We start from the raw sequence: 25,022 nt of genomic DNA on the forward strand, positions 1-25,022 counted from the left end.
TCAAAATTGTTTTTTTGATGTTACCAAAAGAGCGTTCCTTTGCTATTATGAGCGATATCGAACATTTCTGAGCTTTAACGAAAGTGCGTGAGGGTGATATGGAAACCAAAGATCTGATTGTGATAGGCGGTGGCATTAACGGTGCCGGTATTGCGGCGGATGCTGCAGGACGCGGATTATCTGTACTGATGCTGGAAGCCAACGATCTCGCCTGCGCGACGTCGTCCGCCAGCTCCAAATTGATCCACGGTGGCCTGCGCTACCTGGAGCACTACGAGTTCCGCCTGGTCAGCGAAGCGCTGGCGGAGCGTGAAGTGCTGCTGAAAATGGCCCCTCACCTGGCGATTCCGATGCGTTTCCGTCTGCCTCATCGCCCGCATTTACGTCCGGCATGGATGATCCGAATTGGTCTGTTTATGTACGATCATCTGGGTAAACGTACAAGTCTGCCGGGATCGACTGGTTTGCGTTTTGGCTCAGAATCGGTTCTGAAACCGGAAATCGTGCGCGGATTCGAATATTCCGACTGCTGGGTAGACGATGCGCGTCTGGTGCTGGCGAACGCCCAGATGGTCGTGAAGAAAGACGGCGAGGTCAAAACCCGCACTCGCGCCACCGCTGCACGCCGTGAAAACGGGCTGTGGATTGTGGAAGCCGAAGATATCGATACCGGCGAGAAATTCAGCTGGCAGGCGCGCGGCCTGGTGAACGCCACTGGCCCGTGGGTGAAACAGTTCTTTGACGACGGCATGAAATTGCCCTCGCCGTACGGCATCCGCCTGATCAAGGGCAGCCATATCGTTGTTCCGCGCGTGCACACCCAGAAGCAGGCCTACATCCTGCAAAACGAAGATAAGCGTATCGTGTTTGTGATCCCGTGGATGGACGAGTTTTCAATCATCGGCACCACCGACGTGGAGTACAAAGGCGATCCGAAGAACGTCGAAATCGACGAGAGCGAAATCGGCTACCTGCTGAAAGTCTATAACGCCCACTTTAAGAAACAGCTGGGCCGCGATGACGTGGTCTGGACTTACTCCGGCGTGCGTCCGCTGTGCGATGACGAATCTGATTCCCCGCAGGCGATCACCCGTGACTATACGCTCGATATTCATGACGTAGACGGCCAGGCGCCGCTGCTGTCGGTCTTTGGCGGCAAGCTGACGACCTACCGTAAGCTGGCGGAACATGCGCTGGAAAAACTGACGCCGTACTACAAAGGTATCGGCCCGGCGTGGACCAAAGGCGCGACGCTGCCTGGCGGTGATATCGGCAGCGACCGCGATGACTTTGCGGCAAAACTGCGCCGCCGTTATCCGTTTATTACTGAATCCATGGCACGCCATTACGCGCGCACTTACGGTAGCAATACCGAGTGGATTCTGGGGGAAGCGAAAACGCTCGCCGATCTCGGTGAACATTTTGGTCATGAGTTGTATGAAGCGGAGCTGCGTTACCTGGTCGAGCACGAGTGGGTGCGCCGTCTGGACGATGCCATCTGGCGTCGTACCAAAGAGGGGATGTGGCTGGATGCGGAGCAGCAATCGCGCGTGGCGCAGTGGCTGGCCCAACATGCGGGAAAGCGTAAATTGTCACTGGCATCGTAATGCCCCGCCCTCCCACACAGCGTGAGGGCGAAGACATAAAAAACGGCAACTTACGTTGCCGTTTTGCATTTACAACCGCACCGGATCAATATGCCAAATGGTCTCGGCATACTCTTTGATGGTCCTGTCGGATGAGAAATAGCCCATGTTGGCGATATTGAGCATCGCTTTGGTGGCCCACTCCTCCTGATGGCGATACAGCTCGTCCACCTTGTCCTGACAATCCACATAGCTGCGATAATCCGCCAGCACCTGATAGTGATCGCCGAAGTTAATCAGAGAATCCACCAGATCGCGATAGCGGCCAGGCTCTTCCGGGTTAAACAGGCCGGTGGCGATCTGCGTCAGCACTTCGCGCAGCTCTTCATCCTGCTCGTAATACTCGCGTGGTTTGTAGCCCTGCTTGCGCAGCTCCTCCACCTCTTCCGCCGTATTCCCGAAGATAAAGATATTGTCCGCACCGACGTGCTCCAGCATCTCGACGTTAGCACCGTCCAGCGTGCCGATAGTCAGCGCGCCGTTCAGGGCAAACTTCATGTTACTGGTCCCGGATGCCTCGGTCCCCGCGAGCGAAATCTGCTCGGAGAGATCCGCCGCCGGAATGATCAGCTGCGCCAGACTCACGCTGTAGTTGGGGATGAAGACGATCTTCAGTTTGTCGCCAATCTGCGGATCGTTGTTGATCACCTTCGCCACGTCATTGATGAGGTGAATGATGTGCTTCGCCATGTAGTACGCCGAGGCGGCCTTACCGGCAAAAATGTTCACACGCGGCACCCACTCCGCCGTCGGATCGGCTTTGATGCGGTTGTAGCGGGTGATCACATGCAGCACGTTCATCAGCTGACGTTTGTACTCGTGAATACGTTTAATCTGCACGTCAAACAGCGCTTTCGGATTCGCGATGACGTTCAGGTGCTGAGCCATGTACACCGCGAGGCGTTTTTTGTTCAGCAGCTTGGCGTCGCGTACCGCTTTGTTCACCGTCGGGAAATCGGCGTGCTGTTCCAGTTCGCTCAGCTGACTGAGATCGGTACGCCAGGTGCGACCGATGTTTTCATCCAGCACCTCCGAGAGCGGCTGGTTCGCCAGCGCCAGCCAACGGCGCGGCGTGACGCCGTTAGTGACGTTGCAGAAGCGCATCGGGAAGATTTTCGCGAAGTCAGCAAACAGCGACTGCACCATCAGGTTCGAGTGCAGCTCGGACACCCCGTTCACCTTGTGGCTGATCACCACCGCCAGCCACGCCATACGCACGCGACGGCCGTTGGACTCATCAATAATCGACGTGCGGCTCAACAGCCCGGTGTCGTTCGGATATTGCTCCTGGAGCGTTTTCAGGAAGTAGTCGTTAATTTCAAAGATGATCTGCAGATGGCGCGGCAGGATCTTGCCGAGCATGTCGACCGGCCAGGTCTCCAGCGCTTCGCTCATCAGCGTATGGTTGGTGTAAGAGAACACCTGACAGGTCACTTCGAACGCCTCGTCCCAGCTGAACTTGTGCTCATCCATCAGCAGGCGCATCAGTTCGGGAATCGACAACACCGGGTGGGTGTCGTTGAGGTGAATCGCGGTCTTTTCGGCCAGGTTGTTGTAGGTTTTGTGCAGCTGATAGTGGCGGCTCAAAATGTCCTGGACGGTCGACGACACCAGGAAATACTCCTGACGCAGACGCAGTTCGCGCCCGGAGTAGGTGGAGTCATCCGGATACAACACGCGCGACACGTTCTCGGAGTGGTTTTTGTCTTCCACCGCCGCGAAGTAGTCGCCCTGGTTGAATTTACCGAGGTTGATTTCGCTACTGGCCTGGGCGTTCCACAGACGCAATGTATTGGTGGCGTCCGTGTCATAACCGGGGATAATCTGATCGTAAGCGACCGCCAGGATCTCTTCGGTCTCCAGCCAGCGGCTTTTTTTGCCTTCGAGCTGCACGCGGCCACCAAAGCGCACTTTGTAGCGCGTATTGTGGCGTTTAAATTCCCACGGATTGCCGTACTCCAGCCAGTAATCCGGCGACTCTTTCTGCCGCCCGTCGACGATGTTCTGCTTGAACATGCCGTAATCGTAGCGAATCCCGTACCCACGCCCCGGCAGGGCCAGCGTCGCCAGCGAATCGAGGAAGCACGCCGCCAGACGGCCCAGACCACCGTTGCCTAAACCGGGGTCGTTCTCTTCATCAATCAGCTCTTCTAAATCTAACCCCATCTCTTCCAGTGCGTTTTTGACATCGTCGTAAATCCCGAGCGATAACAGCGCGTTGGAAAGGGTGCGGCCAATCAAAAACTCCATCGACAGGTAATAGACCTGACGGGTTTCCTGCGAGAGCTGGGCGCGGTTCGAGCGCAGCCAGCGTTCGACCAGACGGTCACGCACGGCAAACAGCGTGGCGTTCAGCCACTCGTGCTTGTTGGCGATCACCGGATCTTTCCCGATGGTAAACATCAGCTTATAGGCGATGGAATGCTTTAACGCCTCTACGCTAAGTGTCGGGGATGCATAACTAAAAGGTGCATTCATATCAGTGACTCCGCCTTATGACATCAAGCGTTGATAAAGATCGCGGTACGACTGCGCCGCAACGTGCCAGCTAAAGTCCATCGCCATCGCCTGGCGTTGCACGAAACGCCACAAAGAGGGACGCGACCACAGAACAAATGCCCGCCGAATCGCCCGCAGCAGCGACCAGGCATTGCTGTCTTCAAAGGCAAAACCGGTGGCGATGCCGTCCGCCAGATTCTCCAGCGACGTATCCGATACGGTATCGGCCAGCCCACCGGTGCGGCGCACCAGCGGCAGCGTGCCGTACTTGAGTCCATACAGCTGGGTTAAGCCGCACGGCTCAAAGCGGCTTGGCACCAGGATGACATCCGCGCCGCCCATAATGCGGTGCGAGAACGCCTCGTGATAACCAATCTGCACGCCAACCTGCCCCGGATGTTCGGCGGCAGCGGCAAGGAAACCTTCCTGCAACACCGGATCGCCTGCCCCCAGCAGCGCCAGTTGACCGCCCTGCTCCAGCAGCCCCGGCAGCGCTTCCAGCACCAGATCCAGCCCTTTCTGGCTGGTCAGGCGGCTGACCACGGCGAACAGCGGCACTTTGTCGTTCACCTTCAGCCCCATCGCAATCTGCAGCTGGCGCTTGTTTTCCGCTTTGTCTTCCACCGAATCACGGTTGTAGCGCGAGGCCAGCAAAAGGTCCGTTTCCGGACTCCAGATTTTTTCATCGACGCCATTGAGGATCCCCGACAGGCGTCCTTCGCGATGTCGCTGGCGCAACAGCCCTTCCATGCCGTAGCCAAACTCCGGCTCGGTGATTTCGCGTGCGTAAGTCGGGCTGACCGCCGTGATGTGGTCGGCGTAGTACAGCCCCGCTTTCAGGAACGAAATCTGACCGTTAAACTCCAGCCCGTGCATGTTATAGAACGACCATGGCAGATCGATGTCATTCATATGATGGGCGTAGTACATGCCCTGATACGCCAGGTTGTGCACCGTAAAGACCGACTTTGCCGGGTGGCCGCGCGCCGCCAGATAGGCGGGAGCCAGCCCTGCGTGCCAATCGTGCGCGTGGACGATCTCCGGGCGCCAGAAGGGATCGAGTCCGACCGCCATTTCAGCGCCCACCCATCCGAGCAACGCAAAACGCAGCACGTTGTCCGTATAGGCGAATAAGTTCGTATCGTGGTACGGGCTCCCTGGACGATCGTACAAATGCGGCGCATCAATCAGATAAATGCCGACGCCATTGTAATGGCCAAACAGCAGGGTGATGCGCCCGGCGAACGTGTCGCGACGGCTCACCACCTGCGCGTCGGGAATGCCACGGCGGAGATCAGGAAAAGCCGGCAGCAGCACGCGGGTGTCGATACCTTCCGCAATTTGCGCCGCCGGGAGTGCGCCCAGTACATCCGCCAGCCCGCCCGTTTTCAGCAGCGGGAACATCTCAGAACATACATGTAAAACCTGCATTATCGCTCCTGTTTGACCTGCAGTTTGCGCAGCATTTCGCGCGTGACCAGCACGATGCCTTCTTCTGAGCGGTAGAAGCGGCGAGCGTCTTCCTCCGCATTCTCTCCAATCACCATCCCTTCCGGGATCACACAGGCACGGTCGATAACACAGCGACGCAAACGACACGAGCGCCCCACCCACACATCCGGCAGCAGTACCGACGAATCGATATTGCAGAAGGAGTTTACCCGCACGCGCGGGAAGAGCACCGACTGCACCACCACTGAGCCAGAAATAATGCACCCGCCCGACACCAGCGAGTTCAGCGTCATGCCGTGGCTACCGGATCGATCCTGCACAAATTTGGCCGGCGGCAGCGATTCCATGTGCGTGCGAATCGGCCAGTTCTGGTCGTACATATCCAGTTCCGGGGTGACGGAGGCTAAATCGAGGTTCGCCTTCCAGTACGCTTCAAGCGTACCCACGTCGCGCCAGTACGGTTCGGCATCCGGGTCAGACTGCACGCAGGACAGCGGGAAGGGATGTGCATAAGCCATGCCAGCTTTGGTGATTTTCGGGATGATATCTTTGCCGAAGTCGTGGCTAGAATTCTCGTCCTTGTCGTCCTCTTCCAGCAGTTCATAAAGGTAATCGGCATCAAAGATATAGATGCCCATACTGGCGAGGGATTTGGTGGCGTCCGTCGGCATGGTCGGCGGGTTAGCCGGTTTCTCAACGAAATCGATAATCTTGTCGTTCTCGTCCACGTCCATGACGCCGAACGCCGTCGCTTCAGCAACGGGCACCGGCAGACACGCCACGGTGCAACGCGCCCCTTTTTCGACGTGGTCGATGAGCATGTGCGAATAGTCTTGCTTATAAATATGGTCGCCCGCGAGGATCACGATGTATTCCGCGCCGTAGCGGCGAATGATGTCGAGGTTTTGCGTCACCGCATCGGCCGTGCCGCGATACCAGTTTTCACCGTGTACGCGCTGCTGTGCTGGAAGCAGATCGACAAACTCGTTCATCTCTTCGCTGAAAAATGACCAGCCGCGCTGGATGTGCTGCACCAGGGTGTGCGACTGATACTGAGTAATCACGCCGATACGGCGAATACCGGAGTTCAGGCAGTTGGATAATGCAAAATCGATAATACGGAACTTACCACCAAAGTGAACGGCAGGCTTAGCACGCTTGATTGTCAAATCTTTCAGACGGGTACCACGTCCACCAGCAAGTATCAGCGCGACCGTTTTTAAGGGTAACTGGCGCGCCAACATCAAGGGATCGTTCTTCTCTAATCTCACCATGACTAACTCCTTTTTTATCATCTTTGGAATACGCACACTCCGTGTGCAGGCCCGTGCCAGACAGCCATTACCACCGGATTATCCACTCCGGCAAAGGGGGAAATGGCGCGCCATTCCCCGTGAGGTAAAACAATCTCTGCGACATCGTTCGTCGCGTTTAACGTGATTAGCCAGTTATCCGAAAGCAGGATTTGCAGGCAGGGAATACCGTACTGCCACTCGTGCGCACTCAGCGGTTGTGCCTCTTTATTCAGCCAGCTGACGTTGCCGTCTCCCTCTTCCCACCAGCGATCCGCCGTGAGCGCCGGGATCTGTTGCCGAAGATGGATCAAGGCCGCTGCAAAGTGCGTTAACCCCGTGTTTGCCTGTTCCCAGTCGAGCCAGGTCAGCGCGTTATCCTGGCAATACGCATTGTTATTGCCGTGCTGGCTATGACCAAACTCATCACCCGCCAGCAGCATTGGCGTCCCTTGCGAGAGCAACAGCGAAGTCAGCAGCGCATGCACGCTGGCGCGACGCCGCTCGATAACATCCTGACTGCCGCCTAACCCTTCTATACCATGATTAAAGCTATGGTTATTGTTAGTCCCATCGCGGTTTTCTTCGCCGTTTGCCTCATTGTGTTTCTGATTGAAACAAACACAGTCGCGAAGGGTAAACCCGTCGTGCGCCGTCACCAGATTGACGCTGGCTGACGGTGCTCTGCCACTCTTCCTGAACACATCACTGGACGCTGCAAAACGCCCGGCGAAGTCGCCAAGAGAGAGATTTTTTTCCAGCCAAAAACGGCGCGTGGCATCGCGGAAACGATCGTTCCACTCGGCAAACAGCGGCGGAAAGTTCCCCACCTGATAACCGCCGTCACCGATATCCCACGGCTCAGCAATCAGTTTGACGCGCGACAGCACCGGACAGTTTTTAATGGCTTCAAACAAAGGAGCCTGCTGGCTGAACGCAGGCGTTCGGCCCATCACAGACGCCAGATCGAAGCGGAAACCGTCGATATGGAAGGTCTCGACCCAGGATTTCAGGCAGTGATAAGCAAAGTCAGCCACCGCCGGATGACTGAGGTTGAGCGTGTTACCGCAACCGGTCCAGTTGTGATAATCACCATCCTCCCTAATCCAATAATAGCTACGGTTATCGATTCCGCGCATTGAGAGCGTCGGTCCGTCGAGATCCAGCTCCGCGCTGTGGTTCAACACCACATCCAGAATCACTTCGATACCGGCCTGGTGCAGCGCTTTTACCGCATCGCGAAACTCATCTCTGGCGCGTTCCGGATGTGAGGCGTAGCGCGGATCGAGGGCAAACATCGCCAGCGGGTTGTAGCCCCAGTAGTTGGTCAGCCCCAGGCGCAGCAGGCGCGGCTCAGAGGCAAAATGGGCCACCGGCAGCAGCTCCAGCGCGGTGATGCCCAGGTGTTTGAGATAGGCAATCATCACCGGATGAGCGAGCGCCTTGTAGGTGCCGCGGATCTCCTGCGGAATTGCCGGATGCAGATACGTCAGCCCTTTGACGTGGGCTTCGTAGATAACCGTTCTCCCCCACGGCGTCGCGGGCGGGGCGTCATCTTCCCAGTCGTAAGCATCGCTCACCACCACGCTTTTTGGCGCAATCGCCGCGCTGTCGCGAGGCTCAGGTTCGTGGTCGCCATCAAAGTAGAGCGGGTTATCGGTGACCTCTCCCTCGACGCGCTGGGCGCAAGGGTCGACGAGTAATTTGGCCGGATTAAATCGTAGCCCCTGCCCCGGCTCCCACGGGCCGTGCACGCGAAAACCGTAGCGCAGTCCGGGCCGCCCGTCGGCCAGATAGCCATGCCAGATGTCCCCGCTGCGTTCCGGCAGATCGTAGCGGTACTCATTACCCTCACCGTCAAACACACAGAGTTCCACCCGTTCTGCGTGGGCGGTAAAGAGGGTGAAATTCACCCCTTTGCCGTCAAACGTTGCCCCAAGCGGAGCGGGTTTGCCTGCCGTGAGTTGCGTCATTCGCCCTCCCGAACCAGCCAGATTGTGGACAGCGGTGGCAGCGTGAGGCTCAGAGAGTTCGGACGCCCGTGGCTTTCCCACTCATCGCTATGAACGCTGCCGCCGTTACCGGCGTTACTGCCGTGGTAGTGGCTGGAGTCGGTGTTGAGAATTTCGCGCCATCTGCCCGGCTGGTTGATGCCGAAGCGATAGTTCTGACGCGGCACCGGCGTAAAGTTGCTGGCGACGATGATTTCATTCCCTTCCCGATCGCGGCGCACGAAGATAAACACCGAGCGCTCATGGTCATCCACCACCAGCCACTCAAAGCCGTAGGAGTCAAAGTCCAGCTCGTGCAGGGCTTTGTGATGGCGATAGGTCAGGTTGAGGTCGCGCACCAGGCGCTGAACGCCGTGATGCCAGTTGTCGCCGCCTTCCAGCAGATGCCAGTCGAGGCTCGCATCATGGTTCCACTCGCGGCCCTGGGCGAATTCGTTGCCCATAAACAGCAGCTTTTTGCCCGGGAAGGCAAACAACCAGCCGTAGTAGGCGCGCAGGTTGGCAAAGCGCTGCCACGCGTCGCCGGGCATGCGGTCGAGAATCGATTTTTTGCCGTGCACCACTTCGTCGTGTGAGAGCGGCAGAACAAAGTTTTCGGTGTTGTTGTAGAGCATCCCGAAGGTCAGTTTGTCGTGGTGATACTGACGATAGACCGGATCGAGTTTGAAATAGTCGAGGGTGTCGTGCATCCAGCCCAGGTTCCACTTGTACCAGAAGCCCAGCCCGCCCATGGCAGGCGGACGCGATACGCCGGGGAAGTCGGTCGACTCTTCGGCCATCGTCACCGCGCCTTCGACCTGCTCGCCGAGAATGCGGTTAGTGCTGCGCAGGAATTCAATGGCTTCAAGGTTTTCGCGGCCCCCGTATTCGTTCGGGATCCACTCGCCCTCTTTGCGGCTGTAGTCGCGATAGATCATCGACGCCACGGCATCCACGCGCAGAGCGTCGATACCGAAACGTTCAATCCAGTACAGGGCGTTCCCTACCAGATAGTTCGCCACTTCGCGACGACCATAGTTGTAAATCAGGGTGTTCCAGTCCTGATGGAAGCCTTCGCGCGGATCGCTGTGCTCGTAAAGATTGGTGCCATCAAACTGAGAGAGACCAAAATCATCCGTCGGGAAATGGCCTGGCACCCAGTCGAGGATCACGCTGAGTCCGGCGGCATGAGCGGCGTTGATGAAATAGCGGAAATCATCGCGGGTGCCGAAGCGGCGCGTCGGTGCGTAAAGGCCGGTCGGCTGATAGCCCCAGCTGCCGTCGAACGGGTGCTCGTTAATCGGCAGCAGCTCCAGATGGGTAAAGCCCATCCACTTGGCGTAGGGCACCAGCTGGTCCGCCAGTTCGCGATAGCTCAGCCAGAAATTGTTGTCCGTGTGGCGACGCCATGAGCCGAGGTGAACTTCATAAATAGAGATTGGCGCATCGAAGCGGTTAGCCTGTTTGCGCTCTTCGGTCTGTACGATTTTCTCCGGCAGACCGCAAATCAGCGACGCGGTGTCCGGGCGCATTTGCGCTTCGAAAGCGTAAGGATCGGCTTTGACCCGCAGCTGACCGTGGGCATCGATCATTTCGAATTTGTAGAGCTGGCCGTTATGCGCGCCGGGGATAAACAGCTCCCAGATCCCCGATTCACGCCGCAGGCGCATCGGGTGGCGGCGACCGTCCCAGTAGTTGAACTGCCCGACCACCGACACGCGCTGCGCATTCGGTGCCCAGACGGAAAAACGGGTGCCGGTGATGCCATCCATCGTATCGGCATGCGCGCCCAGCGTTTCGTACGGGCGAAGGTGCGTGCCTTCGGAGAGCAGCCAGGCATCCATCTCTTGTAACAGCGGGCCAAAACTGTAGGGATCGTCAATCAGATTTTCATGACCATGCCAGAGCACGGCGAGCTGATAACGGAACAGGTTTTTGCGACGCGGGATCGCGCCTGAGAAGAAACCGCGCGAATCAAGGCACTCCAGCTTGCCTACCTTGCGGCCGGTTTTAGGTTCAATGACCCACACTTCGGTGGCGTCGGGCAACAGTGCGCGGACCTCCAGTCCATCCTCCGTCCTGTGCATACCCAGCACAGAAAATGGGTCAGCGAAATGACCCGCAATTAGCGCATTTATCACGTCTCTATCAATACGATCGGACATGGTATTCATCCTGTTTTTTCTAATGTCGCCCTATTTAAGCGCTCCGGTGCGACTTTTAATGTGACCTGAACGACGCAGATATTGTTCATCCTCTCTGCGCCATCCCACCCTCAGGTAAGAAATGACTCTTCCTTAAAGCATAGCCAACGACGAAATGACTCCTGATAAAAATTGACGCTCTGCGCATGACTCCGTGTTACGCGCAAAAAAAAAGGGGGTGAATATCACCCCCGGTATTAGCAAATTATTAGGCCAGTTGTCGCAACATGCGGCGAAGCGGCTCGGCGGCACCCCACAGGAGCTGGTCTCCGACGGTGAAGGCCGAGAGATACTCCGGCCCCATGTTCAGCTTACGCAGACGACCGACCGGCGTGGTCAGCGTGCCGGTAACGGCGGCTGGGGTCAGTTCATGCATGGTGATATCGCGATCGTTTGGCACCACTTTCGCCCACGGGTTGTGCGCAGCCAGCAGCTCTTCCACGGTCGGAATAGACACATCTTTTTTCAGTTTAAGGGTGAAGGCCTGGCTGTGGCAGCGCAGCGCGCCGACGCGCACGCACAGACCGTCAACCGGGATCACGGAAGAGGTGCTGAGGATTTTGTTGGTCTCGGCCTGGCCTTTCCACTCTTCGCGGCTCTGACCGTTATCGAGCTGTTTGTCGATCCACGGGATCAGGCTGCCTGCCAGCGGAACGCCGAAGTTATCGACCGGCAGTTCGCCGGAGCGGGAAAGCTGAGTGACTTTGCGTTCGATATCCAGAATCGCCGAGGCCGGGTTCGCCAGCTCGTCAGCAACGTGACTGTGCAGTTGACCCATCTGCGCCAGCAGTTCGCGCATATGACGCGCGCCGCCGCCGGATGCGGCCTGATAGGTGGCAACGGAGACCCACTCCACCAGATCCTGCGCGAACAGGCCGCCCAGGGACATCAGCATCAGGCTGACGGTACAGTTACCGCCGACAAAGGTTTTCACGCCGTTGTTCAGGCCGTCGGTGATCACGCCCTGGTTCACCGGGTCGAGAATAATGATCGCGTCATCTTTCATACGCAGAGAAGACGCGGCGTCAATCCAGTAACCCTGCCAGCCGCTTTCACGAAGCTTTGGATAGATTTCGTTGGTATAATCGCCGCCCTGGCAGGTCACTATAATATCAAGTGCCTTCAGCGCTTCCAGATTAAAGGCGTCCTGAAGCGTGCCCGTAGAGGCACCGCCGAACGCGGGCGCTGCTTGCCCGAACTGGGAAGTGGAGAAGAAGACCGGGCGGATGGCGTCAAAATCGCGCTCTTCGATCATGCGTTGCATGAGGACAGAGCCGACCATACCGCGCCAGCCGATAAAACCAACGTTTTTCATAGCGTATGTTCCTGCAGAGGTGTGTGCTGTGTGTGTCCACCCGTATCCAACGGGCATAGCCTTCACATTACAAAATGCTGCCAAAGTCGCAAGTGAAATTAATCAATGATTGCGCTGCGATCAGTAATACCACTAATTACAATAGAAACCACAGGGTTTATCAGGGATAAATACAATGACTGAAATCATTTCCGCAGCGGTGCTTTTGATCCTGATTATGGATCCGCTTGGGAACCTGCCCATCTTTATGTCGGTGCTGAAACACACCGAGCCAAAGCGCCGCCGGGCGATCATGATCCGCGAGCTGCTCATCGCGCTGCTGGTGATGTTTATCTTCCTGTTCGCGGGTGAAAAGATCCTTGCGTTCCTCAATTTGCGCGCTGAGACGGTTTCGATCTCTGGCGGCATTATTCTGTTCCTGATCGCCATTAAAATGATTTTCCCAAGCGCCGAAGGCAGCAGCAGCGGCCTGCCTGCGGGCGAAGAGCCGTTTATTGTACCGCTGGCGATCCCGCTGGTCGCCGGGCCGACCATTCTGGCGACGTTGATGCTGCTCTCCCATCAGTATCCGAATCAGATGAGCCATCTGGTGATTGCTCTGCTGATCGCCTGGGGCGGGACCTTCATCATCCTGCTGCAGTCGTCGCTGTTCCTGCGCCTGTTGGGCGAAAAAGGGGTGAACGCGCTAGAACGCCTGATGGGGCTGATTCTGGTGATGATGGCGACGCAGATGTTCCTGGATGGAATTCGGGCGTGGATGAAGGGATAAGTTGTGGGGTATTTCGGTTGAGCGCGTTGTTCCGTTCACCTTCAGGACTAAAGAAGGTGTAGAGCCGCTGTAAAAAAGCCGGGTAGTGCTTGCGCTTACCCGGCCTTCATATCACCGTTTTATCGGTCGGGTAAGGCGTAGCCGCCTTCCCGACAAACATCGCACTTAACTCAGCAGCGAAAACGCAATCATCCCAACAATCGCGCCTGTCGTGCCGAGGATGGTTTCCATCAGCGTCCAGGTTTTCAGGGTTTGCGCTTCGGTCGCGCCGGTAAATTTACCGAACAGCCAGAAGCCTGCGTCATTTACGTGGGAGACCACGATAGAGCCGCCCGCGATACAGATAGACAGGGCCGCCATTTGCGCACCGGAGTAGTTCAGCTGTTCAATCACCGGCATCACCAGGCCGACCGCCGTCAGACAGGCTACCGTGGCAGAACCCTGAATAATACGCACCGCTGCTGCCAGCACGAAGCAGGTCACGGCAATCGGTAAGCCCATCCCGGTCAGCGCTTCGCCCAGAGCTGGGCCCACGCCGGAATCAACCAGCACCTGCTTGAACACACCGCCTGCGCCAATCACCAGCAGAATAATCCCCGCCGGTTGCAGCGCCGCGCCGCAGATCTCCATCACGCGGTCTTTCGGCATCCCCTGACGCATCGCCAGGCCGTAAATCGCCACCAGACACGCCACCAGAATCGCGGTAAACGGATGGCCGATAAATTCGAACCATTCGTAAGCACTGGAACCGACCGGTACAAAGCGCGCGGCGATGGTTTTGAGGCCCACCAGCACTAGCGGCAGCAGAATCAGCGACAGGCTGAAGCCGAAGGACGGCATTTTGCCTTCGCCAAGGTGCGGCTCGGTGATGTCATCAGGAATGTGCAGCTCAACGTAGCGGCTGATAAAGTTGCCCCACAGCGGCCCGGCAATAATCATCCCCGGGATCGCGGCGCACAGGCCAATCAGAATCATCCAGCCAAAATCGGCGTGCATCTGAGACGCCAGCAGCATCGGCGCAGGCCCAGGCAGCAGGAACGCTGCGGCCGCCGCCACGCCCGCAAACAGCGGAATGACCAGCTTAACAAGGTTGGTGCCCGTGTGACGCGCCATGGAGAACGCCACGCTAATCAGCAGCACCACGGCCACTTCAAAGAACAGCGGCAGCGCGCAAATCAGACCGGCCAGACCAATCGCGTAGTGCGCGCGGCTGTGGCCGAAGGATTTGAGCATCTTGACGGCAATCTGATCGACTGCGCCCGTCTCATGCAAAATCTTGCCAAACATCGCGCCGAGCGCGACCACAATCGCCAGGAAGCCCAGCGTGCCTCCCATCCCTTTTTCCATTGTCGCTGCGATTTTATCGAGCGGCATACCGGAAAAGAGACCTGCACCAATAGAAACCACCATCAAAGCAACGAAGGCATGCATACGCGCCTTCATCACTAAAAACAGCAGCAGCAAAACGGAGCCGACTGCTGTCAAAACTAGCGTTAATGTACTCAAAACTTACTGCCTTTTTTTAATGACCTCAATGGTGCTGGCAACAACACCGTCCAGCGGCTGATCGATATCGACGATCAGAACATCGCTTTCGTCTGCACCCGGTTCCTGCAGTGCTTCGAACTGCGTGACCAGCATCTGAGTTTTGAAGAAGTGGCCTTTACGGGCTTTCAGACGGCTTTCGATCACGTCGAAATCGCCTTTCAGATAGATAAAGGAGAGGTTTGGGTTACCGTCACGCAGCAGATCGCGATAGGTCTTTTTCAGCGCGGAGCAGACAATCAGCGACACTTTGTTGGTGCGCTGCATCGCAAACGCGGCATCGTTCAGCGCCTGCAACCAGGGCTTACGATCGTCGTCGTTCAGCGGTTCGCCAGCGGCCATTTTAGTGATGTTGCTGCGCGGGTGGAGGAAGTCGCCATCAAGAAACGCTGCCTGAAGTTGATGCGCCACTTCGCTGGCGACGGCAGATTTACCGCTACCGGAAACGCCCATCAGGACGTAAACGTGGTGATCGAGATTTGTCGTGCTCAAAGGGTGCCCCTCAGTCAATTGTTACGGGTAACAGTTATCGGTAACATTGTCCTGCCGGGGCTATGGAGAAGCAATATCCATTCGTGCGAGAAGTGAATAAGTGTGAGCTACTTCAAATTTGTCAGACTAAATTGATCCACCCGGTGACAAGGTGAAACCTAAATCTAACATTTTAGGCGTGACCACTTCACCACGAATGCGCGCCAGCAGGCGTTCCGCACCGATGCGGCCCATGCGTTCGCGCGGCGTCAGAACGCTCGCCAGACGTGGCTCCATCACCTGTCCGATATCGTGGCCGTGGAAACCGGCAATCGCCATATCGTCAGGGATTTTCAGGCCAAGACGCTGACATTCAAAGGCTGCGCCGACCGCAAGGTCATCGTTGGTACAGAATATACCATCAAGCTGCGGATACTCACGGCGGGCCTGGCGCATCAGCTCAATACCGGACGAATAGGAAGAGGATTGCTCCACCATCACGCTGTACGGCGTTAAGTTTGCGTCGAGCATCGCCTGCTCGTATCCCTTCTGTTTGATGATAGTACGTTCGTCGAGACGTGCGCCCAGATAGGCCACGTGGCGGTGACCGCGGGCGAGAATGGCGGCGGTCATCTGACGCGCGGCTTCGAAGTTATCGAACCCGACGGCAATATCCAGACAAGGGGACTGACTGTCCATCAGCTCCACCACCGGAATGCCGGCGACTTCAATCATCTTGAGCGTACGCGGCGTGTGAGTACGTTCCGTTAAGATCAGACCGTCGATGTTCCAGGAAAGCATCGATTCAAGACGTTCCTCTTCCAGTTCCGGTTTGTACCCGTAGTGCGCGAGCATAGTTTGATAACCGTAGGCGTCAGTAACGCTTTCGATTCCGCGCAGCACTTCGGCGAAGACCTGGTTGGTTAAGGAAGGAAGCAGAACACCGACCGCACGGCTGGTGGCATTGGAGAGAATATCGGGCGCGCGGTTGGGGATATAACCCAGTTCATCGAGAGCAGCGGCAATCTTGCCACGCAACGCCAGGGAAACCTGTTCCGGGTTACGCAAAAAGCGGCTGACCGTCATTTTGGTCACACCGACGCGATCGGCCACATCCTGAAGTACGGGTCGTTTCTTTTTCATCGTCCTGAGAGAAACCTGTAATGAGACATTCTCTCAGTTTATCACGGACAAAGGCCAACCTTCCCCTGTCAAATAGGGAAGGTTGGCCTTTTATTTACGATTAATCACACGGGCGGCAGATCGAAGAGCAGAATTTCGCTCGCGCTGTCAGCATGAACGGACAGCGCCTGCTCATCCCAAATCGCCAGACCGTCAGCGGTGGTGGCTTTGGTGCCGTTGATTGTCACGTCACCTTTGACCACCTGAATCCACACGCGGCGGTTCGCAGCAATCTGATGCACAGACTGTTCGTCTTTCGCCAGTGCCCAACGGTACAGTTCCATATCCTGATGCACTTTCAGAGAGCCATCACGCGCATCCGGGGAAAGCACCAGCTGTTTGCCCTGCAGGGCATCGAAGCGGCGCTGCTCGTAACGCGGCGTGATGCCGGTTTCTTCTGGAATGATCCAGATTTGGTACAGGTGCAGTTTTTCCGTGTTGCTCGGGTTGTACTCCGAGTGACGAACCCCGGTACCGGCGCTCATAATCTGGAACTCACCGGCCGGAACCTGCTCTTCGTTACCCATGCTGTCTTTGTGCGCTACAGCGCCTTCCAGCACATAGGTCAGGATTTCCATGTCTTTGTGCGGATGGGTACCGAAGCCCTGGCCCGCGTCGATCACATCATCGTTAATCACGCGCAGTGCCGAGAAGCCCATGAAGTTCGGGTCGTAATAGTCCGCGAACGAGAAGGTATGCCATGAGTCCAGCCAGCCATGATTTGCGTGACCACGATCGCCTGCTTTACGTAAAAAGATCATTGTTTTTCACCCCAGTTCGTTTCGATGAAGTAAGTGTGGACGCAATTGGCCTGGGATCATAGAGGGTGAAAATTGACTCCTCTGTTCAAAAATTATGAACAAGCACAGAGGAGTCGACAGAGCTTACTTCGCGAGGGTAATCGTGGCAGGAGAAGCCTGTTCGAACCCGCGTTCGAGGATCTCAAGATTAGTGAGAACTTCAGATTCCTTGACGTAATTAGGCGCGCCTTTGGTGAGGGTGTCATACAGCGCATCGTAGACGCGGCCATAATCGCCGGTTTCCGGGGTGAGCTGTTCTTTTACCGTCACGCCTTCGTCATTGACATACTCCAGCACGCCGACCGATTCATCCGCCGCGAATCCCGGCTCGCCCGGCATGATATTGGCCTTCAGACTGGTCTCCTGCTGGTCGATACCGTATTTGATAAACGACCCGCGGGTACCGTGCACGATAAATTTCGGGTAGTCCGTTTTCACCAGATGGCTGGTTTTGACGATCGCCTTTAAATCGCCGTAAAACAGCTGTGCTTCAAAGGTATCGTCCGGATTGGCTTTGTTGCGCAGGCTACGGATATCGTAGGTCACGTGATCCGGGCGGCCTAACAGAGAGATTACCTGGTCCATGGTATGCACGCCCAGACCATAAAACGCGCCGTCCTGCGGCAGGCCGGGTTTGGTTTCCGCCACCGGACGATAGAGGTCGAAATGGCTTTCGATTTCAACGATATCGCCCAGCTTGCCGCTCTCGATAGCCTGCTTCGCCATCAGGAAGCAGGTATCAAAGCGACGGTTCTGGTACGGCGTGACGGTCAGCCCTTTGCTTTTTGCCAGCGCGAAGAGCTCTTTGGCCTCCGCAAGCGTCGGGGTGAAGGGTTTTTCCACCAGCACGTTTTTACCCGCTTCCAGCGCGCGTTTCGCGTAGTCAAAGTGGCTGTCGGCATGGGTACAGACGATCACCAGTTTGACCTGCGGATCGCTTAACACCTCATCCAGATCGCTGGTGAAATGAATGTGGGAATACTGTGGGGACTGCTCTTCAGGTTTCGCGTGACGGCGGAAGATATGCGCCACGTGCCAGCTGTCTTTACGGTTGAGAACATACGGAAGGTGATAGCGAGTGGTGCTTTTACCAAATCCAATAAATGCGCAATGTAATGTCATGGCTCAGTCCTTGTTAAGGTTGTTGGGACAACCATAGCGCAAGTTAAATGCGCGCGCATCCGCCGGTGCGAGCTTCACGTATGTGGGATAGAGAACGCTTCCCGAAGGGAACGGGCAGGTCTGTCTGGCTGAAACAGGATAAAAAAAAAGCCAGCGCGAGGCTGGCTAAAGTAATACTGGAAGCAATGTGAGCAATGTCGTGCTTTCAGGTTTCCGTAGAGGTCTTCCTGAACGCGAGACAATAATAATCATTCTCATTCGCACTTGTCCAATACTTTTTGCAAAAAAAAAGGGAGTTGACTCGAATTTCAAAGTCAATGATGTTGAAAGGGATATCAACCCACCGAGGACAAAAGAATGAGTGAGATAGTGATACGCCACGCTGAACCGAAAGATGCCGAAGCCCTGCGCCAAAATTATATGCATCCAGAGGTGTATCACGACACGCTACAACTCCCTCATCCTTCCCTTGAGATGTGGCAGGAACGCCTTAATCCTAAAGCTGGCCAAAAACGTCTGGTCGCCTGCATGGATGAGATTATTGTCGGTGATCTGGCGCTGCAGGTCGAAGCCAGCCCGCGACGCAGCCATGTGGCAACCTTTGGTATCAGCGTTGCGGCGCATGCTCAGGGGCGAGGCGTTGGAAGTGCGCTCATGCGTGAGATGATCAACCTGTGTGACAACTGGATGCGCATCGAGCGTATCGAACTCACGGTTTTTGCCGATAATCCTCCTGCACTGGCGCTGTACAAGAAGTTTGGCTTTGAAATCGAAGGCACCGGAAAGAGTTTCGCCCTGCGTAACGGCGAGTTTGTGGATGCCTATTATATGGCGCGGATGAAGTGAAAAATTGCCCGGTAGCGCTGCGCTGCCGGGCGACAACGTATCAGTACCCTGCCGTCAAATCATCCACCGACCGTGGATCGGATGCCCCGGAAAGGGAACCGTCGGGCGCCACCACAATGCTCTGCGTGCTCCCCATCGCCTCTTTCACCACCACTTTCTGCCCGCGCTGTTCCAGCAGTTTGATAGTGTCCGGGCTAAAGCCTTTTTCCACGCGCAGTTCGTCCGGCAGCCACTGATGATGGAAGCGCGGCGCGTTGGTCGCTTCGGCCACGTTCATTCCGAAATCGATACTGTTCACCACCATTTGCAGCACGGTGGTGATAATTCGGCTTCCGCCTGGGCTACCCGTCACCAGCCAGGTTTTGCCGTCTTTCACCACGATGGTCGGAGACATGGACGACAGCGGGCGTTTCTTCGGCCCAACGGCGTTAGCATCGCCCCCCACCAGCCCGTAAACGTTCGGCACGCCCGGTTTGGCGGAGAAGTCATCCATTTCGTTGTTCAGCAGAATGCCGCTGTTACCCGCCACAATCCCGGTGCCAAACACCGTGTTCAGCGTGTACGTCACCGCCACCGCGTTACCGTCCTTATCCACCACCGAGAAATGGGTGGTCTGATTGCTCTCGTACGGCGCCAGTTTGCCGGGGCGGATCTGGCTGGACGGTTTCGCTTTGTTGATATCAATCTGATCCGCCAGCGATTTGGCATACGCTTTGTTGGTTAGCGCCTGCCAGGGCACTTTGACAAAATCCGGATCGCCGAGATACTCCGAGCGGTCGGCATAGGCAAATTTTTCTGCCTCCGCCATCACCTGCATCGCATCGGCGCTACCGAAGCCAAATTTGTGCATATCGAAGTTCTCAAGAATATTGAGGATCTGCACGATGTGGATCCCGCCGGAGGACGGTGGCGGCATTGAGAACACCTGATATCCGCGATACTCACCGCTTATCGGTGTGCGCTCAACGGCTTTGTACTCCGCCAAATCTGCTTTGGTAATCAGCCCGCCGTTCTTTTGCATCTCGTCGGCAATCTGATCGGCAATCGCCCCTTTGTAGAAGGCATCCGGGCCGTTTTCCGCAATCAGCTCCAGGCTTTTCGCAAGATTTGTCTGCACCAGCTTGTCGCCCTTTTTCAGCGGCTCGCCGTCCTTCCAGAAGATCGCTTTGCTGTTCTCATGGTTCGGAATCACTTCGCTGCCGTAGGTTTTGAGATCGTCCGCCAGCGCGTCATTGACCACAAACCCGTCGCGCGCCAGTTTGATGGCTGGCTGCACCACTTTGTTCAGCGGCAAGGTCCCGTATTTTTCCAGCGCCAGAGAGAACCCGGCGACGGTGCCCGGCGTGCCGCTTGCCAGATGGGATGTGAGGGATTTTTTACTGTCCGGATTCCCCTGATCGTCGAGGAACATATCGCGCGATGCCTGATTTGGCGCCATTTCGCGGAAGTCGATGGCCGTGGTATTGCCGTCTTTGGTGCGCAGCAGCATAAAGCCCCCGCCGCCGAGATTCCCCGCCTGCGGATGGGTCACCGCCAGGGCATAACCCACGGCTACCGCCGCATCAACTGCATTACCGCCCTGCTTGAGGATATCCACGCCGACCTGGGTGGCCATCGCATCCACGGACGCCACCATCCCCTGCTTCGCCCTGACGGGATGGAAGACATCCTCTTCCACGCCGTAGGAGACTGGCGGTGCGGCAGGCGGGTTCGCCGCCACGGTAAATGTCCCGCCGGCCATCAGCGCAGCGATCGCTACCCAGCGCAAAAACGTTGGTTTTATCATTGTTGTTCTCCAGGTGAGGGATCCAGATTCCCGTTTAAGCCTGGTTCACAACTCCTAAAAAATCATCGTTGTGGCAGATTCGGGGTAAACTTAAGAGAGGCCTCAGAAGGAGGAAATGAGAATGAAACGACTACTGATCTTAACGGCACTGCTCCCGTTCGCCGTGCTCGCACAGCCACTGAATACCCTGAATAACCCGAACCAGCCGGGCTATGAAATCCCCAGCCAGCAGCGGATGCAGACCCAGATGATGGGCCAACAGCAGCAGCAAAAAGGGATGCTCAATCAACAGCTGCATACCCAGACGCAGATTCAGCAGCAACACCTGCAAACGCAGATGAACAACAATACGCAGATGATTCAGCAGGGCCAGGTGCGGGAGCAGCCGCTGCCGAATACCAGCGGCGGCATGTTAAGCGGGGGAACCAGCCTGAGCAGCGGTCAGCAGCATATGCTGCCGCCGCGTTCGAATGGCGATATGCTCAATAATCCGCAGAATTAAAGTTCGGGCCAATCACGTCAATCGCATCGGTACAGATGCAGTCCACGCCCCAGCGCAGCAGCTCTGCCGCTCGCTGGGGTTTGTTGACCGTATAAACCAGGATATGCAGCCCGGCGTCTTTGAGCATCCTCACGCGCGCCTCATCCAGCAGGCGATGATTGAGATGGATCGACACACACCCTAAGCGAGTGGTCAGCTCGCGCCAGTCGTCACGCCATTCATCCAGCAATAATCCCCGAGGCAGTTCCGGTGCGGCGGCTTGTGCGGCTTCCAGTGCGTCAATGTCAAACGACGACAGCAGCGGAGCGGTCATTCCTTCCCACAATTCACGCGCGGCGAGGGCAATCACTTTACCGGTGAGTGGCCCGGTGCCGGTCGTCGGTTTGATTTCGATATTGGCCATCATCCCGTGCTGGCGACAGCGATCGGCCACTTCCGCCAGCAGCGGCAGTGGCTCGCCTTTAAATTCGCTGCTGAACCAGCTTCCGGCGTCCACGTTGAGCAGATCGCGCCACGGCAAGTCGCCCGCCACGCCCCAGCCGTTGCTGGTGCGCTCAAGGTTATCGTCATGCAGCAGGAAAATTTCGCCATCTTTCGACAGCTTGGCGTCGAATTCGATCATTGAATGACCGTAAAACGCGCCTTTATCTATTGCCGCCAGGGTGTTTTCCGGTGCCCGTTTCCCGCCGCCACGGTGGGCGACGATGTGAGGATATGGCCAGTTACTCATACGCGTTGTCCTGTTTCACCATCAAATAAGTGCAGATGATTTTCCGGCAGATGCAGCCACAGCGTGCTGCCCGCCTTTGGGCGTTCCTGATGCGCCAGACGCACCACCAGCTTTTGATCGCCCCAGCGTCCGTGCGCCAGGTTGTCAGCGCCCAGCATCTCCAGCGTGTCCATCACCAGCGGCACGCCGCCTTCCGCCTGCGAGCTTAGCGCAATATGTTCCGGGCGGATACCGAGCGTCATTTTACGCCCGGCGTAGCCGCGATAAAACCAGTTCACCGGCAGCGCCATGCCGCTCTCCAGCTCAAAATGCGTGCCCGCGTTGCTGATGCGCCCTTCCAGCAGGTTCATCGCCGGGCTGCCGATAAAGCTGGCGACAAAGCGGCTGGCGGGTTTTTCATACACCTCTACCGGCGTGCCGATCTGCTCGGCGATACCTTTGTTCATCACCATCACGCGCTGCGCCAGGGTCATAGCTTCCACCTGATCGTGGGTGACGTACAGTGACGTGGTTTTCAGGCGGCGATGCAGATGTTGCAGCTCAAGACGCATCTGCACGCGCAGTTTGGCGTCGAGGTTAGAGAGCGGTTCGTCGAACAGGAACACCGCCGGATCGCGCACGATGGCGCGGCCCATCGCCACGCGCTGACGCTGGCCGCCGGAAAGCTCACGCGGACGGCGTTTTAACAGACCGTCCAGCTCCAGAATGCGCGCCGCCTCTTTCACCCGCTCCTCGATATGGCCTTTCCCCATCCCGCGAATTTTCAGGCCCCAGGCCATGTTCTCTTCCACGCTCATGTGCGGATAGAGGGCGTAGTTCTGGAACACCATCGCGATGCCGCGATCTTTCGGCTCCATCTCGGTGACACGCTGGCGGTCAATCCAGATGTCGCCGCTGGTCACGCGCTCAAGCCCCGCCACCATGCGCAGCAGCGTCGATTTCCCGCAGCCGGACGGGCCGACCATCACGATAAATTCGCCGTCTGCCACGTCGAGCGTCAGGGGTTGAATCACCTGGGTTTTGCCGTCCCAGCTTTTGGTTACTGCCTGTAATTTTAATCCAGCCATCTTATTTCTCACTGTCTACTAAACCACGCACGAACGCGCGCTGCATGGCTAAAACGATTACAACCGGAGGGATCAGCGTGAGCAACATCGCCGCCATCACCTGATTCCAGAGGGTGGTGCCTTCGCCGGTGGCGATCATCCCTTTGATGCCCGCCACGGCGGTGCCAAGATTCACGTCCTGCACAATCAGCAGCGGCCACAGGTACTGGTTCCAGCCGTAGATAAAGGTGATCACGAACAGCGCGGCGAGGTTGGTTCTGGAGAGCGGCAGCACGATGTCGCGGAAAAAACGCATCGGCGATGCGCCGTCGATGCGCGCCGCTTCAATCAGTTCGTCCGGCAGGGTCATAAAGAACTGGCGGAACAGGAACGTCGCGGTGGCCGACGCCATCAGCGGTAACGTCAGGCCCGCGTAGCTGTCGAGCATCCCGAGATTGGCGATCACCTCGACGGTCGGGAAAATACGCACTTCGACCGGCAGCATCAGAGTGATAAAGATCATCCAGAAGAAGAGGTTACGCAGGGGAAAACGGAACCAGACGATAGCGAAGGCCGAGAGCATCGACACCACGATCTTCCCCACCGTTATGCCAAAGGCCATGATGAAACTGTTGAGCATCATCAGCCAGAACGGCGCGCTGTTGGCCCCTACGCCCTGGGTCCAGATAGTTGCCATATTTTCGAAAAGATGGCCGCCAGGCACCAGCGTCATCGGCGTGTCGAACACGGCTTTGGTATCCAGCGTGGCGGCAACAAAGGCCACGTAAAGCGGGAACAGGATGACGATGATCCCGAGTATTAACAGGGTGTGGCTGAAAATCGTCAGCCCCGGACGGTTCTCAATCATTGATAGCGCACCTTACTTTCGACATAGCGGAACTGAACCACCGTCAGCACAATCACCAGCCCCATCAGCACCACGGACTGCGCGGCAGAGGCCGACAGATCCAGCCCCGCAAAGCCTTCGCGGTAGATTTTGTAGATAAGCGTGGTGGTCGCCTGCACCGGCCCACCGGCGGTGGCGGCGTCGATCACCGGGAAGGTGTCGAAGAAGGCGTAGACCAGGTTAACCACCAGCAGGAAGAAACTCACCGGCGCAATCAGCGGCAGCGCCAGTTTGAAGAAGCGACGAATCGGCCCTGCGCCGTCAATCGCGGCGGCTTCGACCAGCGAGCGCGGAATGGATTGCAGCGCGGCGAAGAAGAACAGGAAGTTGTAGCTGATCTGCTTCCAGACCGAGGCAAATACCACCAGGAACATCGCCTGGCCGCTGTTTTGCGCGTGGTTCCAGTCGTAGCCGAATTCGCCGAGGAAATGGGTAATCAGCCCACGCCCTGGGTTAAACAGGAAGATCCACAGCACGGCGGCGACGGCAGGCGCGACGGCGTAGGGCAGCAGCATCAGCGTCTGATAGAGACGGCTGCCGCGCACCACGTAATCCACCAGCGCCGCAAAAAACAGCGACACGACGAGGCCGCTGACCGTCACCATGGCGCTGAATTTGATCGTCGTCCAGAAGGAGTCGAGGTAATAGCTGTCATGGAACAGCGCGGTAAAGTTATCCAGACCGACAAACTGGCTGGAAAGCCCGAACGGATCGACGCTTTGTACCGAGTACCAGAGCGCTTCGCCCGCAGGCCAGATAAAAAAGATGACGGTGATAATCAGCTGCGGGGCGACCAGCAAATAGGGCAGCCAGCGCGAACGGAATACCGGACGGGAGGATGACATTGAGATTGGATTCCTGAACAGTGCCGGATGACCCGGCCAACGAGGTGAATGTCCCCCTCGCAGACCGGGTAA

General features: G+C 57.0%; 20 protein-coding genes. 4 read left to right on the top strand and 16 right to left on the bottom strand.

What is annotated here, in order from left to right; all coding sequences use genetic code 11:
* Positions 1-98 precede the first annotated feature (98 nt).
* Entirely contained in the window at positions 99-1,607 is a 1,509-nt protein-coding gene (glpD, locus tag OVA10_RS01535; RefSeq protein ID WP_100778580.1) for a glycerol-3-phosphate dehydrogenase, read from the top strand.
* A 69-nt stretch (positions 1,608-1,676) separates the two neighbouring features.
* On the opposite strand, the gene glgP is transcribed toward glpD, so the two are convergent.
* The 6 genes from glgP to asd all read right to left on the bottom strand — a co-directional run bounded on the left by glgP (position 1,677) and on the right by asd (position 12,399).
* On the bottom strand, positions 1,677-4,124 hold the full coding sequence (gene glgP, locus OVA10_RS01540; protein WP_268195013.1) for a glycogen phosphorylase: 2,448 nt from the start codon (positions 4,122-4,124) through the stop codon (positions 1,677-1,679).
* Positions 4,125-4,139: 15 nt separating this feature from the next.
* A complete protein-coding gene (gene glgA, locus OVA10_RS01545; RefSeq protein WP_100778578.1) occupies positions 4,140-5,576 on the bottom strand; it encodes a glycogen synthase GlgA in 1,437 nt (478 codons plus the stop codon).
* A complete protein-coding gene (gene glgC / locus OVA10_RS01550; RefSeq protein ID WP_102105323.1) occupies positions 5,576-6,871 on the bottom strand; it encodes a glucose-1-phosphate adenylyltransferase in 1,296 nt (431 codons plus the stop codon). The genes glgA and glgC overlap by 1 nt, the downstream gene beginning before the upstream one ends.
* 17 nt (positions 6,872-6,888) lie before the next feature.
* Positions 6,889-8,862, bottom strand: a complete 1,974-nt coding sequence (gene glgX, locus OVA10_RS01555) for a glycogen debranching protein GlgX (protein WP_268195016.1) — start codon at positions 8,860-8,862, stop codon at positions 6,889-6,891.
* Positions 8,859-11,045, bottom strand: coding sequence for a 1,4-alpha-glucan branching enzyme (gene glgB, locus OVA10_RS01560; protein WP_100778575.1), 2,187 nt, complete (start codon positions 11,043-11,045; stop codon positions 8,859-8,861). Before glgB ends, glgX begins: the two co-directional genes overlap by 4 nt.
* A gap of 247 nt (positions 11,046-11,292) precedes the next feature.
* On the bottom strand, positions 11,293-12,399 hold the full coding sequence (asd, locus tag OVA10_RS01565) for an aspartate-semialdehyde dehydrogenase (protein WP_268195018.1): 1,107 nt from the start codon (positions 12,397-12,399) through the stop codon (positions 11,293-11,295).
* A gap of 175 nt (positions 12,400-12,574) precedes the next feature.
* On the opposite strand from asd, the gene yhgN reads away from it, so the two are divergent.
* Positions 12,575-13,168 carry an NAAT family transporter YhgN gene (gene yhgN / locus OVA10_RS01570; RefSeq protein ID WP_015960802.1) on the top strand — a complete coding sequence of 198 codons (594 nt, stop codon included), beginning with the start codon at positions 12,575-12,577 and terminating at the stop codon, positions 13,166-13,168.
* 165 nt (positions 13,169-13,333) lie between these two features.
* Here yhgN and gntU read toward each other — a convergent pair whose 3' ends face one another.
* The 5 genes from gntU to OVA10_RS01595 form a co-directional block, all read right to left on the bottom strand.
* Complete coding sequence (gntU, locus tag OVA10_RS01575; protein WP_100778573.1) at positions 13,334-14,674, bottom strand: gluconate transporter; 1,341 nt, start codon at positions 14,672-14,674, stop codon at positions 13,334-13,336.
* Positions 14,675-14,677: 3 nt separating this feature from the next.
* Complete coding sequence (gene gntK / locus OVA10_RS01580) at positions 14,678-15,205, bottom strand: gluconokinase (RefSeq protein WP_100778572.1); 528 nt, start codon at positions 15,203-15,205, stop codon at positions 14,678-14,680.
* Positions 15,206-15,331: 126 nt separating this feature from the next.
* Entirely contained in the window at positions 15,332-16,327 is a 996-nt protein-coding gene (gene gntR / locus OVA10_RS01585; protein ID WP_100778571.1) for a gluconate operon transcriptional repressor GntR, read from the bottom strand.
* Positions 16,328-16,431: 104 nt separating this feature from the next.
* Positions 16,432-17,127, bottom strand: coding sequence for a pirin family protein (locus OVA10_RS01590; RefSeq protein WP_100778570.1), 696 nt, complete (start codon positions 17,125-17,127; stop codon positions 16,432-16,434).
* 123 nt (positions 17,128-17,250) lie between these two features.
* Positions 17,251-18,288 carry an oxidoreductase gene (locus OVA10_RS01595; protein ID WP_100778569.1) on the bottom strand — a complete coding sequence of 346 codons (1,038 nt, stop codon included), beginning with the start codon at positions 18,286-18,288 and terminating at the stop codon, positions 17,251-17,253.
* Positions 18,289-18,645: 357 nt separating this feature from the next.
* Between OVA10_RS01595 and yhhY the strand changes: the two genes are divergently transcribed.
* Positions 18,646-19,134, top strand: a complete 489-nt coding sequence (gene yhhY / locus OVA10_RS01600) for an N-acetyltransferase (RefSeq protein ID WP_268195022.1) — start codon at positions 18,646-18,648, stop codon at positions 19,132-19,134.
* A gap of 40 nt (positions 19,135-19,174) precedes the next feature.
* On the opposite strand, the gene ggt is transcribed toward yhhY, so the two are convergent.
* Positions 19,175-20,920: a gamma-glutamyltransferase gene (ggt, locus tag OVA10_RS01605; RefSeq protein WP_181826966.1), complete on the bottom strand. Its 1,746-nt coding sequence runs from the start codon at positions 20,918-20,920 to the stop codon at positions 19,175-19,177.
* A gap of 121 nt (positions 20,921-21,041) precedes the next feature.
* Between ggt and OVA10_RS01610 the strand changes: the two genes are divergently transcribed.
* Positions 21,042-21,422 (top strand): DUF2756 family protein, encoded by a 381-nt coding sequence (locus OVA10_RS01610; RefSeq protein ID WP_123429798.1) that lies wholly within the window; start codon positions 21,042-21,044, stop codon positions 21,420-21,422.
* Here the strand turns inward: OVA10_RS01610 and ugpQ are convergent.
* Genes ugpQ through ugpA form a run of 4 tightly spaced genes read right to left on the bottom strand, consistent with a single transcriptional unit; the run spans position 21,403 to position 24,950 of the window.
* Complete coding sequence (gene ugpQ, locus OVA10_RS01615) at positions 21,403-22,152, bottom strand: glycerophosphodiester phosphodiesterase (protein WP_123429799.1); 750 nt, start codon at positions 22,150-22,152, stop codon at positions 21,403-21,405. The genes OVA10_RS01610 and ugpQ overlap by 20 nt on opposite strands.
* Entirely contained in the window at positions 22,149-23,219 is a 1,071-nt protein-coding gene (locus tag OVA10_RS01620) for a sn-glycerol-3-phosphate import ATP-binding protein UgpC (RefSeq protein WP_100778565.1), read from the bottom strand. The genes ugpQ and OVA10_RS01620 overlap by 4 nt, the downstream gene beginning before the upstream one ends.
* Before the next feature lies 1 nt (position 23,220).
* A complete protein-coding gene (ugpE, locus tag OVA10_RS01625; protein ID WP_107702697.1) occupies positions 23,221-24,066 on the bottom strand; it encodes a sn-glycerol-3-phosphate ABC transporter permease UgpE in 846 nt (281 codons plus the stop codon).
* Positions 24,063-24,950: a sn-glycerol-3-phosphate ABC transporter permease UgpA gene (ugpA, locus tag OVA10_RS01630; RefSeq protein WP_100778563.1), complete on the bottom strand. Its 888-nt coding sequence runs from the start codon at positions 24,948-24,950 to the stop codon at positions 24,063-24,065. Before ugpA ends, ugpE begins: the two co-directional genes overlap by 4 nt.
* Between the last annotated feature and the right edge of the window lie 72 nt (positions 24,951-25,022).

Source organism: Lelliottia sp. SL45, from assembly GCF_026672535.1.
Taxonomy (GTDB): Bacteria; Pseudomonadota; Gammaproteobacteria; order Enterobacterales; family Enterobacteriaceae; genus Enterobacter; species Enterobacter nimipressuralis.

What these genes read in the sequence shown, in the direction of transcription:
- ugpA (WP_100778563.1), bottom strand. Translation starts at nt 24,950, where the DNA reads ATGTCATCCTCCCGTCCGGTATTCCGTTCGCGCTGGCTGCCCTATTTG.
- yhgN (WP_015960802.1), top strand. Translation starts at nt 12,575, where the DNA reads ATGACTGAAATCATTTCCGCAGCGGTGCTTTTGATCCTGATTATGGAT.
- glgC (WP_102105323.1), bottom strand. Translation starts at nt 6,871, where the DNA reads ATGGTGAGATTAGAGAAGAACGATCCCTTGATGTTGGCGCGCCAGTTA.
- glgX (WP_268195016.1), bottom strand. Translation starts at nt 8,862, where the DNA reads ATGACGCAACTCACGGCAGGCAAACCCGCTCCGCTTGGGGCAACGTTT.
- gntR (WP_100778571.1), bottom strand. Translation starts at nt 16,327, where the DNA reads ATGAAAAAGAAACGACCCGTACTTCAGGATGTGGCCGATCGCGTCGGT.
- ugpE (WP_107702697.1), bottom strand. Translation starts at nt 24,066, where the DNA reads ATGATTGAGAACCGTCCGGGGCTGACGATTTTCAGCCACACCCTGTTA.
- glgP (WP_268195013.1), bottom strand. Translation starts at nt 4,124, where the DNA reads ATGAATGCACCTTTTAGTTATGCATCCCCGACACTTAGCGTAGAGGCG.
- asd (WP_268195018.1), bottom strand. Translation starts at nt 12,399, where the DNA reads ATGAAAAACGTTGGTTTTATCGGCTGGCGCGGTATGGTCGGCTCTGTC.
- yhhY (WP_268195022.1), top strand. Translation starts at nt 18,646, where the DNA reads ATGAGTGAGATAGTGATACGCCACGCTGAACCGAAAGATGCCGAAGCC.
- OVA10_RS01610 (WP_123429798.1), top strand. Translation starts at nt 21,042, where the DNA reads ATGAAACGACTACTGATCTTAACGGCACTGCTCCCGTTCGCCGTGCTC.
- OVA10_RS01595 (WP_100778569.1), bottom strand. Translation starts at nt 18,288, where the DNA reads ATGACATTACATTGCGCATTTATTGGATTTGGTAAAAGCACCACTCGC.
- glpD (WP_100778580.1), top strand. Translation starts at nt 99, where the DNA reads ATGGAAACCAAAGATCTGATTGTGATAGGCGGTGGCATTAACGGTGCC.
- OVA10_RS01620 (WP_100778565.1), bottom strand. Translation starts at nt 23,219, where the DNA reads ATGGCTGGATTAAAATTACAGGCAGTAACCAAAAGCTGGGACGGCAAA.
- OVA10_RS01590 (WP_100778570.1), bottom strand. Translation starts at nt 17,127, where the DNA reads ATGATCTTTTTACGTAAAGCAGGCGATCGTGGTCACGCAAATCATGGC.
- glgB (WP_100778575.1), bottom strand. Translation starts at nt 11,045, where the DNA reads ATGTCCGATCGTATTGATAGAGACGTGATAAATGCGCTAATTGCGGGT.
- ggt (WP_181826966.1), bottom strand. Translation starts at nt 20,920, where the DNA reads ATGATAAAACCAACGTTTTTGCGCTGGGTAGCGATCGCTGCGCTGATG.
- ugpQ (WP_123429799.1), bottom strand. Translation starts at nt 22,152, where the DNA reads ATGAGTAACTGGCCATATCCTCACATCGTCGCCCACCGTGGCGGCGGG.
- glgA (WP_100778578.1), bottom strand. Translation starts at nt 5,576, where the DNA reads ATGCAGGTTTTACATGTATGTTCTGAGATGTTCCCGCTGCTGAAAACG.